At 71.5% G+C, this 15848-nt stretch carries 11 protein-coding genes; 9 read left to right on the forward strand and 2 right to left on the reverse strand.

The window, feature by feature from the left end; all coding sequences use genetic code 11:
* Nucleotides 1–167 precede the first annotated feature (167 nt).
* On the reverse strand, nucleotides 168–1502 hold the full coding sequence (gabT, locus tag ACVHNB_RS08740) for a 4-aminobutyrate--2-oxoglutarate transaminase (RefSeq protein WP_456227752.1): 1335 nt from the start codon (nucleotides 1500–1502) through the stop codon (nucleotides 168–170).
* Between the two features lie 261 nt (nucleotides 1503–1763).
* Here gabT and ACVHNB_RS08745 point away from each other — a divergent pair, with 261 nt between their 5' ends.
* From ACVHNB_RS08745 to ACVHNB_RS08755, 3 genes are all read left to right on the forward strand, one after another.
* The gene (locus ACVHNB_RS08745; protein ID WP_428951972.1) at nucleotides 1764–3878 is read left to right on the forward strand and encodes an ATP-binding protein; all 2115 of its coding nucleotides are present in this window, start codon (nucleotides 1764–1766) and stop codon (nucleotides 3876–3878) included.
* 143 nt (nucleotides 3879–4021) lie between these two features.
* On the forward strand, nucleotides 4022–5668 hold the full coding sequence (locus ACVHNB_RS08750; RefSeq protein ID WP_428951971.1) for a PucR family transcriptional regulator: 1647 nt from the start codon (nucleotides 4022–4024) through the stop codon (nucleotides 5666–5668).
* A gap of 267 nt (nucleotides 5669–5935) precedes the next feature.
* Nucleotides 5936–7381 carry an aldehyde dehydrogenase family protein gene (locus ACVHNB_RS08755; RefSeq protein WP_428951970.1) on the forward strand — a complete coding sequence of 482 codons (1446 nt, stop codon included), beginning with the start codon at nucleotides 5936–5938 and terminating at the stop codon, nucleotides 7379–7381.
* Between the two features lie 156 nt (nucleotides 7382–7537).
* On the opposite strand, the gene ACVHNB_RS08760 is transcribed toward ACVHNB_RS08755, so the two are convergent.
* A complete protein-coding gene (locus tag ACVHNB_RS08760) occupies nucleotides 7538–8653 on the reverse strand; it encodes a lipase family protein (RefSeq protein WP_428951969.1) in 1116 nt (371 codons plus the stop codon).
* Nucleotides 8654–8885: 232 nt separating this feature from the next.
* Between ACVHNB_RS08760 and ACVHNB_RS08765 the strand changes: the two genes are divergently transcribed.
* The 6 genes from ACVHNB_RS08765 to ispG all read left to right on the forward strand — a co-directional run bounded on the left by ACVHNB_RS08765 (nucleotide 8886) and on the right by ispG (nucleotide 15773).
* The gene (locus ACVHNB_RS08765) at nucleotides 8886–9314 is read left to right on the forward strand and encodes a DUF6892 domain-containing protein (RefSeq protein WP_456227753.1); all 429 of its coding nucleotides are present in this window, start codon (nucleotides 8886–8888) and stop codon (nucleotides 9312–9314) included.
* Nucleotides 9315–9425: 111 nt separating this feature from the next.
* A complete protein-coding gene (locus tag ACVHNB_RS08770) occupies nucleotides 9426–11366 on the forward strand; it encodes an acyl-CoA dehydrogenase family protein (protein WP_428951967.1) in 1941 nt (646 codons plus the stop codon).
* Between the two features lie 97 nt (nucleotides 11367–11463).
* Entirely contained in the window at nucleotides 11464–11829 is a 366-nt protein-coding gene (locus ACVHNB_RS08775; RefSeq protein WP_456227754.1) for a hypothetical protein, read from the forward strand.
* Nucleotides 11830–11899: 70 nt separating this feature from the next.
* Complete coding sequence (gene dxr / locus ACVHNB_RS08780) at nucleotides 11900–13168, forward strand: 1-deoxy-D-xylulose-5-phosphate reductoisomerase (protein ID WP_428951965.1); 1269 nt, start codon at nucleotides 11900–11902, stop codon at nucleotides 13166–13168.
* A complete protein-coding gene (locus ACVHNB_RS08785; protein WP_428951964.1) occupies nucleotides 13165–14466 on the forward strand; it encodes a M50 family metallopeptidase in 1302 nt (433 codons plus the stop codon). Before dxr ends, ACVHNB_RS08785 begins: the two co-directional genes overlap by 4 nt.
* Nucleotides 14467–14615: 149 nt before the next feature.
* Entirely contained in the window at nucleotides 14616–15773 is a 1158-nt protein-coding gene (gene ispG, locus ACVHNB_RS08790) for a flavodoxin-dependent (E)-4-hydroxy-3-methylbut-2-enyl-diphosphate synthase (RefSeq protein WP_428951963.1), read from the forward strand.
* The last annotated feature ends 75 nt before the right edge of the window (nucleotides 15774–15848 follow it).

Here is a 15848-nt window from a genome sequence, read left to right on the forward strand (position 1 = left end):
GCGGGGTGTTTCTCTCATCTGCAGAAACCGTACGTCAGGGGGTGGGGGTGCGACAGTCGCTTCGGCAACATGCCATCGGCCCCCCACACCTTCTTCACACGGCCCGACCGTCACCGCAGGTCACGGAATGATTACCGGTCCCACGGGTGTCGATCGGCGGTCCGTGGTCAGAGTGCCGCGAAGGCGTTCTCGATGATGTCGAGACCCTCGTTCAGCAGGTCCTGGCCGATCACCAGCGGGGGCAGGAAGCGCAGGACGTTGCCGTAGGTGCCGCAGGTCAGGACGAGGAGGCCCTCGGCGTGGCAGGCCTTGGCGAGGGCGGCGGTGGCCTCCGGGTTCGGCTCCTTGGTGGCCGGGTCCTTGACCAGCTCGACGGCGATCATCGCGCCGCGGCCGCGCACGTCGCCGATGACGGAGAACTTCTCCTGCATCGCCGTCAGGCGGGCCTTCATCGTCGACTCGATCTCCTTCGCCTTCGCGTTGAGGTCGAGCTCCTTCATCGTCTCGATGGCACCGAGCGCACCGGCGCAGGCCACCGGGTTGCCGCCGTAGGTGCCGCCGAGGCCGCCCGCGTGCGCGGCGTCCATGATCTCGGCGCGGCCGGTCACGGCGGCGAGCGGCAGACCGCCCGCGATGCCCTTGGCGGTGGTGATCAGGTCGGGGATGATGCCCTCGTCCTCGCAGGCGAACCACTGGCCGGTGCGGCAGAAGCCGGACTGGATCTCGTCCGCGACGAAGACGATGCCGTTGTCGTTGGCGAACTTCACGATCTCCGGCAGGAAGCCCTTGGCCGGCTCGATGAAGCCGCCCTCGCCGAGCACCGGCTCGATGATGATCGCGGCGACGTTGTCCGCGCCGACCTGCTTGGTGATCTGGTCGATGGCCTGGGCGGCGGCCTCCGGGCCGGCGTTCTCGGCGCCGGTCGGCCAGCGGTAGCCGTACGCCACCGGGACGCGGTAGACCTCGGGCGCGAACGGGCCGAAGCCGTGCTTGTACGGCATGTTCTTGGCCGTCAGCGCCATCGTCAGGTTCGTGCGGCCGTGGTAGCCGTGGTCGAAGACGACGACCGCCTGGCGCTTGGTGTAGGCGCGGGCGATCTTGACGGCGTTCTCGACGGCCTCGGCGCCCGAGTTGAACAGGGCCGACTTCTTGGCGTGGTCACCCGGCGTCAGCTCGGCCAGCGCCTCGGCGACGGCGACGTAGCCCTCGTACGGCGTGACCATGAAACAGGTGTGGGTGAAGTCCTGGAGCTGGGCGCTCGCACGGCGCACCACGGCCTCGGCGGAGGCGCCGACCGAGGTGACGGCGATGCCGGAGCCGAAGTCGATCAGGCGGTTGCCGTCGACGTCCTCGATGATGCCGCGGTCCACCCGGGCGGTGAACACGGGCAGCGTGGAGCCCACGCCGGCCGCGACCGCGGCGAGGCGGCGTTCCTGCAGCTCCTGCGACTTCGGGCCGGGGATGGCGGTGACGACGCGGCGCTCCTGCGGGATGTCGCTCATGCGGGGCTCCTGGTTCTTCGGTCCCGGTTTCGCCGGGTTGGTTCGGGGGGTTTCCTCGCAGGTTAGGGCCGGGATCCGCGGGCGGTCATGCTCCATCCGGGTGGGGTCGCCCGGCCGTGTTGTCCGTCGTGGACACATGGGTACGACGCCACGGAGAGGGCGACGAGGCGCGTAAGCGGTGAACTCCCTTGGTCCGGGCACTAGATTGAGCCCGGATCGACGCGCTGAGAACGACGGACCGGCAGGTCAGGGGGCAAGGCCATGAGCAGCGAGGGCATGCAGGGCACGGGCGGTTCCGCCGGGGAGCGCAGCATTCCCTCCGGCGGGGCGGTGCCGCCACCGCGTCCCGCCCACGCACCGGGCGAGCAGAGCGTCTCCGCGGGCACCACGTTCCTGACCTGGCTGCGCACACCGCGGCCCGCCGCCGCGCCCGGCGTATGGCGGTTCGGGCACCGGCCGCGGGCCGAGCAGGAACCCGAGCGCACCCCGACCCGGCAGCTGCTCAGCGGCGCGGTCATCGCGTTCCTGGTGGGCTGGCTCGTCTGGTCGCTGCTGTGGAACGGCTACCTGGGCGGCTGGTGGCTGCTGCCGCTGTACGCGATGGTCCCGGAGTCCTGGGCGTCCCCGCACTCGTTCGCCTCGGTCGTCGTCTCCTACCTCTACTACGGGATCTTCGCCGTCGGAATCATGATCGCCGTCGGCCGGCTCGGCCGGTGGGGCGAGGTCTGGCGCCGCTTCGGCTACCCCGCCTGGCGCACGGCCGTCCCCACGCAGCCCGAGCGCCCGCCCGCGCCCGAGCGGGACCCCGCCCAGTGGCCCCAGCTGCGCGAGGCCGGGGCCGTCGACGCCGCCGAGCGGCTCGGGGCCGACGCCCGCGCCGGGCTGATGCGCGACGTCGACCACGCCCGCATCGTCCGCGCCTGGCAGGGCGTCAAGCGCGGCCGGCACACCCTCGCCGCGTTCACCGCCGCCGTCGTCCGGGACGGCGCCGCCGCCTGCCCACACCCCTCCGGCGCCCGCGACCTGCCCGCCCGCGCCGCCCGCCACGACCTCGCCACCGCGCAGGTCAGGATCGGCACGGCCGCCGACGACACCCGCAACCCGTACGCGTACCGGGGCGTCGGCCTCGCCCTCGGCCCCGACCTGCTCGGCACGTCCCTGCTCGCCGTCGGCCCGCCCGGCGCGGGCAAGACCGGCAGCCTCGTGTGGCCGCTCGCGGAGTCGCTGTGCCTGGGCGCGCTCGCCGGACGGGCCGCTGTGGTCGTCGTCGGCGCGGCCGGCGCCGGGCTCGGCGCGCAGGACGCCTACGACGTCGTCGTCCGCGTCGGACAGCCCGACTCCGTCTACGACCTCGATCTGTACGGCGGCAGCAAGGACCCGGACGAGGCCGCCGCGGTGCTCGCCGAGGCGCTCGTCGGAGACCTCGCCGACCCGCACCCGGGCGGCGACAGCCGGCGCTCCACCACCGTCCTCGCCCAGCTCCTCGGCCCCTACTTCACCGTCCACCGGCGCTTCCCCTCCGTGCCCGAGCTGCGGCAGCTGCTCGACGGGGTGCCCGCGGCGCTCGACGCGCTGCGCAAGGCGCTCACCGAGGCGGGGCACGACGCGATGCTGCGCGAACTCGACGCCCGCGAACGGCAGCTGGGCCATCCGGGCGATGTCGGAGCGGTGCTCGCCGACCGGATCGCGCTGCTCGACCGGCCCGCGTTCGCCTCGTTCTTCGACACCTCGGGCGCCACCCGGCCGTTCTCGCTGCGCGCCCTCGACCATCCCGTGCGGGTACGGATCGACCTCCCCGAGCGGGGACACGCGGACGCCTCCCGGATCCTGGCGCGGCTCGTGCTCGCGCAGTTCATGACGAGCGTGGCCGTGCGCGAGGACCGCTCGCTGTTCGCGTGCCTGGTGTTCGACGACGCCACCGGGGTCGTCACGCCGCATGCCGTCCGCGGCATCCAGCGACTGCGCTCCGCGAACGCCGGAACCGTACTGACCCTGCGCACCCTCGACGACCTGCCGCGCCCGCTGCGCGGACCGCTGCTCGGCTCCGTCGGCTGCCGGATGGCCCTGTCCGGGCTCACCCCGTGGGACGGGCAGGACTTCGCCGAGGTGTGGGGCAAGGAGTGGACCGAGGCCCGTGACGTCACCGACCGGCAGATCATCGCCGAGACCCCGGCCGGCAAGGCGCTGCACGCCGTACGCCGGGTGATCACCGGGCGGGCGCCGACCGCCCGCGCGGTCACCGTCCGCCAGGTCGAACGCGAACGCTGGTCCGCCTCCGACCTCGCCCACGCCGTCCCGCCCGGCCACGCCGTCCTCTCCCTCACCACCGTGCGCGGGGAGCACGCGCCCCCGCTGCTGGTGCAGCTGCGGGGCTGACGGCGCACCGGGAATCGTGGGGGCGGCCTTCCGGGGTACGTACGGTGAGGCAGAATCGGCACTGGTCGTTCATACGGACCGGCCAAAAGCTTCACATCTCCTGTGCCCGCCCCACGCGTACCTCCAGCTCACCTGAAGGCCCCATGCCGCCCACGCTCGCCTCCCTCGTCCACCACTCGGCACTCAAACTCGCCGTGCGCGCGGGCGAGGACCATCTGGACACCCCGGTCCGCTGGGCCCACGTGAGCGAGCTCGCCGACCCCGTCCCCTACATGGAGGGCGGCGAGCTCCTGCTGATCACCGCCCTCAAGCTGGACGCCGACGACCCCGAGGCGATGCGGCGGTACGTGAAGCGGCTGGCCGGCGCGGGCGTGGTCGGGCTCGGCTTCGCCGTCGGCGTCAACTACGACGACGTACCCGAAGCGCTCGTGAAGGCCGCCAGGGACGAGGGACTCCCGCTCCTCGCGGTGCCTCCCCGCACGCCCTTCATCGCCATCAGCAAGGCGGTCTCCGCGGCCATCGCCGCCGACCAGTACCGCGCCGTCACCTCAGGATTCGCCGCGCAGCGCGAGCTGACCAAGCAGGCCCTGAACGAAGGGCCCGAGGGGCTGCTCGCGGTGCTCGCCGCGCAGGTCGACGGATGGGCCGCGCTCTACGACGCGTCCGGCGCCGTCGTCGCCACCGCCCCGGACTGGGCCGGCCGCCGGGCCGCCCGGCTGACCCCCGATGTCGAGCGGCTGCGGGAGCGGCCCGCGCCCGCCAGCGCCGTGGTGGCGGGCGGCGCCGACGACCGGGTCGAACTGCACTCCATCGGCACCGGGCGACGGGCCCGCGCCGCGCTCGCCGTGGGGACGGCGACGGCGCTCGGCACGGCCGAGCGGTACGCGCTGCACTCCGCGATCGCCCTCCTGACGCTGACCACCGAGCGGTCGCGCGCGCTGTACGCCGCCGAGCAGCGGATCGGCGCGGCCGTGCTGCGGATGCTGCTCGCGGGGGAGCCCGACCATGCGCGGGCCGTCGCCGGCGACCTGTACGGGGCGCTCCTGGACGCGCCGTTCCGGATGGTCGTCGCGGAGGCCGTGGCGCCGCCGCCGACCGGCGTCGTGGCCGCGGCGGGCGTCGCGGCCGGGCCCGGCACGGCCTCGCTCCTCGCGGAGGCGGTGACCGGCGGCGGCCCGGACGCCGACCCGATGTCCGTCCTCGCGGACGTCGTCGAGTCCGCCGCCGCCCGGGCCGGCGAGGCCGTCCTGGTCGTCCCGGACGGGGAGCGGCTGGTGCTGCTCACGGTCGACGGGGGCGCGGCCGCGGAGGCCTGCGTGCAGTACGCCGAGGCGCTGGAGGCGACCCGGGCGAGCGGGTCCGCCGGGGACGAGCTCGTCGTCGGGTTCTCGGCACCGGCCGGGCCGATCGCCGCCGCGACCGCCTTCAAGCAGGCCGAGCAGGCCCTGTCCGTCGCACGCCGGCGCGGACGGATCCTCGTCGAGCACGAGGACGTCGTGGCCGGGTCGGTGCTGCCGCTGCTCGGCGACGACGCGGTGCGGGCGTTCGCGGACGGGTTGCTGCGGGCGCTGCGCGATCACGACGCGACGGGGCGGGGGGACCTGGTCGCCTCGCTGCGGGCGTGGCTGTCGCGGCACGGGCAGTGGGACGCCGCCGCCGCGGATCTGGGGGTGCATCGGCATACGTTGCGGTACCGGATGCGCCGGGTCGAGGAGATCCTGGGCCGGTCGCTGGACGATCCGGATGTGCGGATGGAGTTGTGGCTGGCGCTGAAGGCGACCGGGACGTGATCCAGGGCTGCGCGCCGTCGGGGCTTGCTGGTGCGTTGCCGGGTACGGGGTTCGTCGTGGCTTCTCGCGCGGTTCCCCGCGCCCCTGAGATGCGCACTTCGTGCGGCATCTCCCGATGGAGGCGCGGGGAACCGCGCGACGCCTAGGCCAAACCGGCGCACCGGTCGGCCCCGATCACTCCACCCCGGCCAAAACGTCCGCGCCCCCGCCCCGCCTAACGTGGGGCAAGGAACAAGCCCACGTACACGGAGAGGCCGGTAGACACACATGACCGCCACCCACGCCTTCTGGCTCGCCGGCCGCCAGGCCACCGGGGACGCGACCTTCGACGTCCACAACTCCTACGACGGCCGTCTCGTCGGCACCGTCGCCGTGCCGACCGAGGCCCAGGTCGAGGAGGCCGTCGCCGCCGCGCACGCCGTGCGCGAGGAGTTCGCCGCGACCCCGGCGCACGTACGGGCCAAGGCCCTGAACCACGTCGCCGACCGCCTCACCGAGCGCACCGAGGAGATCGCCCTGCTGATCTCCGCCGAGAACGGCAAGCCGATCAAGTGGGCCCGCGGCGAGGTGGGCCGCGCGGTCTCCGTGTTCCGGTTCGCCGCCGAGGAGGCCCGCCGCTGGAACAGCGGTGACGCCCAGCGCCTCGACACCGACGCGGGCGGCACCGGCCGTCTCGCCCTGACCCGCCGCATCCCCAAGGGCGTCGTCCTCGGTATCGCGCCGTTCAACTTCCCGCTGAACCTGAGCGCCCACAAGGTCGCCCCGGCCATCGCGGTCGGCGCCCCGATCATCCTCAAGCCGGCGCCCGCGACCCCGATCTCCTCCCTGATCCTGGGCGAGCTGCTCGCGGAGACGGACCTCCCGGCCGGTTCGTGGTCGGTCCTCACCGTCCCGAACGACCGGATGCCCGCCCTCGTCCAGGACGAGCGCCTCCCGGTCATCTCCTTCACCGGGTCCGGCCCGGTCGGCTACGCGATCATGGACAGCGTCCCGCGCAAGCACTGCACGCTGGAGCTCGGCGGCAACGGCGCGGCCGTGGTCCTCGCCGACTACGCCTCCGAGGCCGACCTGGACTGGGCCGCGGGCCGCATCGCCACCTTCTCCAACTACCAGGGCGGCCAGTCCTGCATCTCGGTGCAGCGCGTCATCGCCGACGCCGCCGTGTACGACCGGCTGCTCCCCAAGATCGTCGCCGCCGTCGAGGCGCAGGTCACCGGCGACCCGGCCGACGACGCCACCGACGTGGGCCCGCTGGTCAGCGAGGACGCGGCCAAGCGCGTCGAGGCGTGGGTGACCGAGGCCGTAGACGCCGGCGCCTCGCTCCTCGCGGGCGGCAAGCGCGACGGCGCCACGTACGCGCCGACCGTCCTCGCCGACGTGCCGGCCGACGTCACGATCTCCTGCGAGGAGGTCTTCGGCCCGGTCCTCACGGTCAAGAAGGTCGACGGGGAGACCGAGGCCTTCGCGGCGGTCAACGACTCCAAGTACGGCCTCCAGGCAGGCGTGTTCACGCACGACCTGCAGACCGCCTTCCGCGCCCACCGCGCCCTGGAGGTCGGCGGCGTCGTGGTCGGCGACGTGCCGTCCTACCGCGCCGACCAGATGCCGTACGGCGGCGCGAAGCAGTCCGGCGTCGGCCGCGAGGGCGTGCGCTACGCGATGGACGACTACACGTACGAGCGCGTCCTCGTCCTGACCGGCCTCGCCCTGTAAGCGACCCGGCAAACCCCGGCGCGCGCCTGTCCCGCGCGCCGGCGACGGCGGCCCGAACCCACTGTGCGGGGGTTCGGGCCGTCGGCTTTTGCATGCCCGCCGACCTGCCCGAACGGCATGCTCCTGGCTGAATCGGATCAAGTCCGAGGGGCGGGTTCAGGGGAATGTCGTCGCCGCATTCTCCAGCTTCGAGCAGTCCACATAGTTCTGCGGAATGTGGTCGTCCAGCGAGACGGGCAGGGAGAGCTTGCGTCCCGCCGGCAGCTGTCGGAGCACGAAGGCGAGGATGCCGATGGGGAACGCCACGGTCGCTGCGAGCACTTGCCGGGCCGTGAATTTCCGCTCTTCCCAGGCGCTGTTCCGGGTGCCGAACATTTCCCTGCCGAAGTGCCTGAAGGAGCCCGCCGTGCGGGGCGGGAAGCGCGGCACGAGATCGTACTGATACACGTGCCGGAACGTCATCGCGCCGAAAATTTCCTGGAAGTGATCCGCGAAGGCCTGGTCCCCGACCATGGGCTGGCCGAAGGTGTAGAGACCGCGGAAAGCGTGCTGCAGTTCTTCCCTCAGATCCTTGGTGAGCTGCTTCAGTCCGTTGTCGAAGAGTTCGCACGCCGCGAATACGGCCAGCGCGCCACCCAGGCTGTGCCCGGTGATGTACAGCTCACCGATCTCGTTCTTGGATTTGCCGCGTCCCCCGAGATGGCCGACGATTTCCGGCCATGCGTACTTGAAGCCGCGGAGGAAGCCGGCGTGGACCATGGAGCCGACCGTGTCCGGGTACGGGACGGTCTCGGTGACGATATCTGTGTAGATATCGGTGAGCGATACGCCCCCGAACTCCGTCCCGCGGAAGATGAGGATGCTGAGCGGCCTCCCGGCACTCCCACCCTCCCGATCGGGCAGCGTGCCCTGCACGAGGAACGCCTGTGTATCGACGAGGAGCGCCCCGTTCTTCACGTCGAATGCGGTGCATTCGGCGTCGCTGATGCCGAAACTCGTCTTCAGCATCTGGCACAGCGTTTGCTCGGTCTCCGAGTAGGCCCACGCGGACGCTGCCGAGAGGAGGAGCGCCATTCCGCGGTCGTAGCCTGTGTAGCTCACTCCGCCGCCGCTTCCGCCTCGCGTTGTGATCGACGCGTTGCGGGCGGACGTCCTCAACACCAGGCTGGTCAGCCCGTCAGGGCCCACCGGCACCGGCGGCGGGACATCCGGTTGAAGGCTGGTCGATGATCCCTGCCCCGATTTCCTGCCTGCCGACTCGCTGTCCACCATGTCATCTCCGAGTGGCTCTGCGGCGGGCCGGTCGGAGCGGTCTTTCGCCGCCCCTGTAAGACGTCGGCCCGCCGCTGTTCAGGCTTGCAGGCATACGGCGACACGGGCGGCGCTTCGTGGTGGAATGTCCGATTCCGTCAGGCTTGGGGGCCGAGAACCGTGATCCGCTCCGGGCCGAGGGGCCGCAGGCGGGTCCGGTCCCGTTGTCAGTGCCGTGCTCTACGTTTCCCGCATGGCCACCTTCACCGACCTGAACCTCAAGCTCGTCGTCATCGAGCGGCTCATGTACACCGACGGGACGCTGGCGCCGCCCTTCCGGCTCGCCGACGTACTGAAGGAGCGGGGGCTGGGCGACGACCCCTGGGACTACGCCTACGCGCACGACCTGGCGTACAAGGTGGTGCCCGAGGCCCGCGCCTACTTCGAGGCGCTGGAGATAAGTGACGAACTCCTGGCCTCGGTCGAGGAGTTGGTGATGGACGGCGGCCTCGCGGTCTACCAGGAGTGCGCGCCCGTGTGGGACGGGGAGGACGACCTGTTCGACATCGCCACGCTCGACGACCTCGCGCTGCTGCCGAACCTGCGGCGCGTCATCGGCTCGGAGTTCCTCGGCCCCGAGCTGCAGGCCGCCCTCGGAGCCCGGGGCGTCACGGCGGACTAGCAGCTGCCGCGAGGGCTGGCCGACATGCCCGTTATCGGGTACATACGATCGAGTAGCACCGGTCGGTAGTGAGCCGGGCCGGTGGACCCGACGCGCGGCGAGGTGAACCTCATGTCCGCAACACCCCAACATCAGGCGAAGGTCTCCGAGCGGGAGGCCAGGCAGGTCGCCGAGGCCGCCCGTGAGCAGGACTGGCGCAAGCCCAGCTTCGCCAAGGAGCTGTTCCTCGGCCGGTTCCGGCTCGATCTCATCCATCCGCACCCGCTGCCCGCCGACGCGGACGCGCAGCGCGGCGAGGAGTTCCTCGCCAAGCTGCGCGACTTCTGCGAGACGGAGATCGACGCGGCCCGCATCGAGCGCGAGGCGCGGATCCCCGACGAGACGGTCAACGGGCTCAAGGAGCTCGGCGCGCTCGGCATGAAGATCGACACGAAGTACGGCGGCCTCGGCCTGACGCAGGTGTACTACAACAAGTCCCTCGCGCTGATCGGTTCGGCCAGCCCCGCCCTCGGCGCGCTGCTCTCCGCCCATCAATCCATCGGCGTACCGCAGCCGTTGAAGCTGTTCGGTACCCAGGAGCAGAAGGAAGCCTTCCTGCCGCGGTGCGCGCGCACCGACATCAGCGCGTTCCTGCTGACCGAGCCCGACGTGGGCTCCGACCCCGCGCGCCTGGCCACGACGGCCGTCCCGGACGGCGACGACTACGTCCTCGACGGGGTGAAGCTGTGGACGACGAACGGGGTCGTCGCGGACCTCCTCGTCGTCATGGCGCGCGTACCGAGGTCCGAGGGGCACAAGGGCGGCATCACCGCGTTCGTCGTGGAGGCCGCCGCGGACGGCATCACCGTCGAGAACCGCAACGGCTTCATGGGCCTGCGCGGCCTGGAGAACGGGGTCACGCGCTTCCACCAGGTCCGGGTGCCCGCGGCGAACCGGATCGGGCCGGAGGGCGCCGGCCTCAAGATCGCCCTCACCACGCTCAACACCGGCCGCCTCTCCCTGCCCGCGATGTGCGTGGGCGCGGGCAAGTGGTGCCTGAAGATCGCCCGCGAGTGGTCGGCGGCGCGCGAGCAGTGGGGCAAGCCGGTCGCGTTCCACGAGGCGGTCGGCGCGAAGATCAGCTTCATCGCGGCCACCACGTTCGCCCTGGAGGCCGTCGTCGACCTGTCCTCGCAGATGGCCGACGAGGACCGCAACGACATCCGCATCGAGGCCGCCCTCGCCAAGCTGTACGGCTCCGAGATGGGCTGCCTGATGGCCGACGAACTCGTCCAGATCCGCGGCGGCCGCGGCTTCGAGACCGCCGAGTCCCTGGCCGCGCGCGGCGAGCGCGCCGTGCCCGCCGAGCAGATCCTGCGCGACCTGCGGATCAACCGCATCTTCGAGGGCTCGACCGAGATCATGCACCTGCTGATCGCCCGGGAGGCCGTGGACGCCCACCTGTCGGTCGCGGGAGACCTGATCGACCCGGACAAGTCCCTGTCGGACAAGGCGAAGGCGGGCGCCAAGGCAGGCGGCTTCTACGCCAAGTGGCTGCCGAAGCTGGTCGCCGGCCCCGGTCAGCTCCCGCGCTCGTACGCCGAGTTCCACCCGGCCGGACACCCGGACCTGTCGGGTCACCTGAGGTACGTCGAGCGGTCCGCGCGCAAGCTCGCCCGCTCCACCTTCTACGCCATGTCCCGCTGGCAGGGCCGCATGGAGACCAAACAGGGCTTCCTCGGCCGCATCGTCGACATCGGCGCCGAACTGTTCGCCATGAGCGCGGCGTGCGTCCGCGCCGAACTCCTGCGCACCACCGAAGGGTACGGCCGCGAGGCCTATCAACTCGCCGACGTGTTCTGCCGCCAGGCCCGGATCCGCGCCGACGAGCTCTTCGACCGGCTCTGGACCAACACCGACGACCTGGACCACAAGGTCGTCAAGGGCGTCCTCGGCGGTACGTACACCTGGCTGGAGCAGGGCGTCGTCGACCCGAGCGGCGAAGGCCCCTGGATCGCCGACGCGTCGCCGGGCCCGTCCAAGAGGGAGAACGTGCACCGGCCGATCCGCTGAGCCGCCGACCGGACCCGGCCGTCGCTGGCCTGACGGAGGGCGCCGACGGATCCGCCGGTAGAGTCCGGCGGATCCGTCACGACGTCAGGGGGCTCGGATGCGCGATGAGACGAAGTACCGCAACGACCTGGAACGCCACTTCCTCGCCGAGACCCAGCGCATGCGCGGCCGCGGCCTGGCCCTGCTGTGGACCGGCGGCCTGCTCTGGCTGTACGTCGCCCTGCGGCTCGTCCTGCCGTGGTCGGTCCTCGGCGCCGACCCGGACTGCGGCGCCCCGCTCTTCGAACGCCTCGACTTCGACTACGAAGGCGCCGTCGTCAACGCCTGCTCGGTCAGCCCCTGGCCCACCCTGCTCGCCGTCCTCGCGGTCTCCGTCCCGGTGCTGGTCACGGGCGCGGCCCTGTACGTACGCGGCGTGGTGAGCGCCAACCTCAGCCACTACGTGCGGTCGATGACCCGCTGAGGCCAGATCTTCCGGACCCGTACGGGGGCACCCTGTCGGCCTCACAGCAAGGCCACGCAACAATAGGGGAATGACCGACAGCCCAGCGCCGCTCGCCGACCCGCATCTCGTCTTCGACCCCGCCCCCGGTGACGCCCCCAGGGACATCGCCGTCCTGGGCGCGACGGGCTCGATCGGCACCCAGGCCATCGACCTCGTGCTGCGCAACCCCGACCGGTTCCGGGTCACCGCCCTGAGCGCGGCCGGCGGCCGGGTCGAGCTCCTCGCGGAGCAGGCGCACCGCCTGCGCGTCCGCACGGTCGCCGTCGCCCGCGAGGACGCCGTACCGGCGCTGCGCGAGGCACTCACGGCCCAGTACGGCGCGGGGGAGCAGCTCCCCGAGATCCTCGCCGGGCCCGACGCCGCCACCGAGATCGCCGGACGCGGCGACTGCCACACCGTGCTCAACGGCATCACCGGCTCCATCGGCCTGGCCCCCACGCTGGCCGCCCTCGAAGCGGGCCGCACCCTCGCCCTCGCCAACAAGGAGTCGCTGATCGTCGGCGGCCCGCTGGTGAAGGCCCTCGCCAAGCCCGGCCAGATCATCCCGGTCGACTCCGAGCACGCCGCCCTCTTCCAGGCCCTGGCCGCCGGCACCCGCGCCGACGTGCGCAAGCTGGTCGTCACCGCGTCCGGCGGCCCGTTCCGCGGACGCACCAAGGCGGACCTCGCGAACGTCACGGTCGAGGACGCGCTCGCGCACCCGACCTGGGCGATGGGCCCGGTCATCACCGTCAACTCGGCGACCCTGGTCAACAAGGGACTGGAGGTCATCGAGGCGCACCTGCTCTACGACATCCCCTTCGACCGCATCGAAGTGGTCGTGCACCCGCAGTCCTACGTGCACTCCATGGTCGAGTACGTCGACGGGTCCTCGATCCTCCAGGCGACCCCGCCCGACATGCGCGGCCCGATCGCGATCGGCCTCGGCTGGCCCGAGCGGATCCCGGACGCGGCGCCCGCGTTCGACTGGACGAAGGCGTCGAGCTGGGAGTTCTTCCCGCTCGACAACGACGCGTTCCCGTCGGTGGGCCTCGCCCGGCACGTGGGGGAGCTCGCGGGCACGGCCCCGGCGGTGTTCAATGCCGCCAACGAGGAGTGCGTGGACGCCTTCCTGAAGGGCGCCCTGCCGTTCAACGGGATCATGGAGACCGTCACCCGGGTCGTCGAGGAACACGGCACACCGGGAACGGGAACTTCCCTGACGGTCGCGGACGTCCTCGAAGCGGAGACCTGGGCACGCGCCCGGGCCCGTGAACTGACAGCACAGGACAAGGCAGCCGCGGAGGCTCGTGCATGACGACCTTGATGATGATCCTCGGCGTAGTCATCTTCGTGGTGGGCCTGCTCATCTCCATCGCCTGGCACGAACTGGGCCACCTGTCGACGGCGAAGCTCTTCGGCATCCGCGTCCCGCAGTACATGGTCGGCTTCGGGCCCACCATCTTCTCGCGGAAGAAGGGCGAGACCGAGTACGGCATCAAGGCGATCCCGCTCGGCGGCTACATCCGCATGATCGGCATGTTCCCGCCCGGCGCCGACGGCCGGATCGAGGCCCGCTCGACCTCGCCGTTCCGCTCCATGGTGGAGGACGCCCGCGCGGCCGCCTTCGAGGAGCTCAAGCCCGGCGACGAGACCCGCCTCTTCTACACACGCAAGCCGTGGAAGCGCGTCATCGTGATGTTCGCGGGCCCCTTCATGAACCTGGTCCTGGCGATCGGGCTGTTCTTCGTGGTCCTGATGGGCTTCGGCGTCACCCAGCAGACCAACGTCGTCTCGTCCGTCTCGCCCTGCGTCATCGAGGCCAGTGCCCAGCGCGACAGCTGCAAGGCGTCCGACCCCGAGTCCCCGGCGAAGGCGGCCGGCCTCCAGCCGAAGGACAAGATCGTGTCCTTCAACGGGGTCACGACGGACAAGTGGAACACCCTGTCCGACGAGATCCGGGAGAGCGCCGGCAAGACGGTCCCGATCGTCGTCGAGCGCGACGGGCAGCAGAAGACGCTGAACGCGAAGATCGCCACGAACCTGGTCGCGAAGAAGGACTCCAGCGGCCAGATCGTCGACGGGTACGTCCGGGCCGGCTTCCTCGGCTTCACCGCCGCCACCGGCGTCGTCCACCAGGACTTCGGCGACTCCGTGTCCTGGATGACCGACCGGGTGGGCGACGCCGTCGACTCGATCGTCGCGCTCCCGGGGAAGATCCCCGCGCTGTGGGACGCCGCCTTCGGCGACGGCCCGCGCGAGCAGGACTCCCCGATGGGCGTGGTCGGCGCGGCCCGGGTCGGCGGCGAGATCTTCACCATGGACATCCCGGCGACCCAGCAGCTCGCGATGGCCCTGATGCTGGTCGCGGGCTTCAACCTCTCCCTGTTCCTGTTCAACATGCTGCCGCTGCTCCCGCTCGACGGCGGCCACATCGCGGGCGCCCTGTGGGAGTCGCTGCGGCGCAATCTGGCGCGGGTGTTCCGGCGCCCCGACCCGGGCCCGTTCGACGTGGCGAAGCTCATGCCGGTGGCGTACGTCGTGGCGGGAATCTTCGTCTGCTTCACCATCCTGGTGCTCATCGCGGACGTGGTGAACCCAGTGAAGATTTCCTGATCGCAGGGCATTTACGGCGGCCGGGCACACTGTGTGTCCGGCCGCCCACCTTTGAGTGGAGTTGCGGGGCGCGGTGTGCTGGGGCGTGCGCCGGTGACGTAATCTCGGAAGCCTTGGGACTCGATCCATACCTTGGGGTTGCACAGCAGATGACTGCGATTTCACTCGGCATGCCGGACGTACCGATCAAGCTCGCCGAGCGGCGCAAGAGCCGGCAGATCCAGGTCGGCACGGTGGCCGTCGGCGGCGACGCTCCGGTCTCGGTGCAGTCCATGACGACGACGCGCACGTCCGACATCGGCGCCACGCTCCAGCAGATCGCCGAGCTGACCGCGTCCGGCTGCCAGATCGTGCGGGTGGCCTGCCCCACGCAGGACGACGCCGACGCGCTGCCCGTCATCGCCAAGAAGTCGCAGATCCCGGTGATCGCGGACATCCACTTCCAGCCGAAGTACGTCTTCGCGGCCATCGAGGCGGGCTGCGCCGCGGTCCGCGTGAACCCGGGCAACATCAAGCAGTTCGACGACAAGGTCAAGGAGATCGCCAAGGCGGCCCGTGACCACGGCACCCCGATCCGTATCGGCGTGAACGCGGGCTCGCTCGACCGGCGCCTGCTCCAGAAGTACGGCAAGGCGACCCCCGAGGCCCTCGCCGAGTCCGCGCTGTGGGAGGCGTCCCTCTTCGAGGAGCACGACTTCCGCGACATCAAGATCTCGGTCAAGCACAACGACCCGGTCGTGATGGTCAACGCGTACCGGCTGCTCGCCGAGAAGTGCGACTACCCGCTGCACCTCGGCGTGACCGAGGCGGGTCCCGCCTTCCAGGGCACCATCAAGTCCGCGGTCGCCTTCGGCGCGCTGCTCTCCGAGGGCATCGGCGACACCATCCGCGTCTCCCTCTCGGCCCCGCCGGTCGAGGAGATCAAGGTCGGCAACCAGATCCTGGAGTCGCTGGGCCTCAAGCCCCGCCGCCTGGAGATCGTGTCCTGCCCGTCCTGCGGCCGCGCCCAGGTCGACGTCTACAAGCTCGCCGAGGAGGTCACCGCCGGCCTCGACGGCATGGAGGTGCCGCTCCGCGTCGCCGTCATGGGCTGCGTCGTGAACGGCCCGGGCGAGGCCCGCGAGGCCGACCTCGGTGTCGCGTCCGGCAACGGCAAGGGCCAGATCTTCGTCAAGGGCGAGGTCATCAAGACCGTCCCCGAGTCGAAGATCGTGGAGACCCTCATCGAGGAAGCGATGAAGATCGCCGAGCAGATGGAGAAGGACGGGGTGGCCTCCGGCGAGCCCTCCGTGGCCGTCGCGGGCTGACACCGGCTCGGGCCTCCTCGGCCTTTTTGCGCGCGCTCGTCTGCCGGGTCCTTCCGGTGGGCGGGCGCGCCTCTC

Source organism: Streptomyces sp. YJ-C3 (genome assembly GCF_053891275.1).

What these genes read in the sequence shown, in the direction of transcription:
- gabT (WP_456227752.1), bottom strand. Translation starts at nt 1,502, where the DNA reads ATGAGCGACATCCCGCAGGAGCGCCGCGTCGTCACCGCCATCCCCGGC.
- ACVHNB_RS08745 (WP_428951972.1), top strand. Translation starts at nt 1,764, where the DNA reads ATGAGCAGCGAGGGCATGCAGGGCACGGGCGGTTCCGCCGGGGAGCGC.
- ACVHNB_RS08750 (WP_428951971.1), top strand. Translation starts at nt 4,022, where the DNA reads ATGCCGCCCACGCTCGCCTCCCTCGTCCACCACTCGGCACTCAAACTC.
- ACVHNB_RS08755 (WP_428951970.1), top strand. Translation starts at nt 5,936, where the DNA reads ATGACCGCCACCCACGCCTTCTGGCTCGCCGGCCGCCAGGCCACCGGG.
- ACVHNB_RS08760 (WP_428951969.1), bottom strand. Translation starts at nt 8,653, where the DNA reads ATGGTGGACAGCGAGTCGGCAGGCAGGAAATCGGGGCAGGGATCATCG.
- ACVHNB_RS08765 (WP_456227753.1), top strand. Translation starts at nt 8,886, where the DNA reads ATGGCCACCTTCACCGACCTGAACCTCAAGCTCGTCGTCATCGAGCGG.
- ACVHNB_RS08770 (WP_428951967.1), top strand. Translation starts at nt 9,426, where the DNA reads ATGTCCGCAACACCCCAACATCAGGCGAAGGTCTCCGAGCGGGAGGCC.
- ACVHNB_RS08775 (WP_456227754.1), top strand. Translation starts at nt 11,464, where the DNA reads ATGCGCGATGAGACGAAGTACCGCAACGACCTGGAACGCCACTTCCTC.
- dxr (WP_428951965.1), top strand. Translation starts at nt 11,900, where the DNA reads ATGACCGACAGCCCAGCGCCGCTCGCCGACCCGCATCTCGTCTTCGAC.
- ACVHNB_RS08785 (WP_428951964.1), top strand. Translation starts at nt 13,165, where the DNA reads ATGACGACCTTGATGATGATCCTCGGCGTAGTCATCTTCGTGGTGGGC.
- ispG (WP_428951963.1), top strand. Translation starts at nt 14,616, where the DNA reads ATGACTGCGATTTCACTCGGCATGCCGGACGTACCGATCAAGCTCGCC.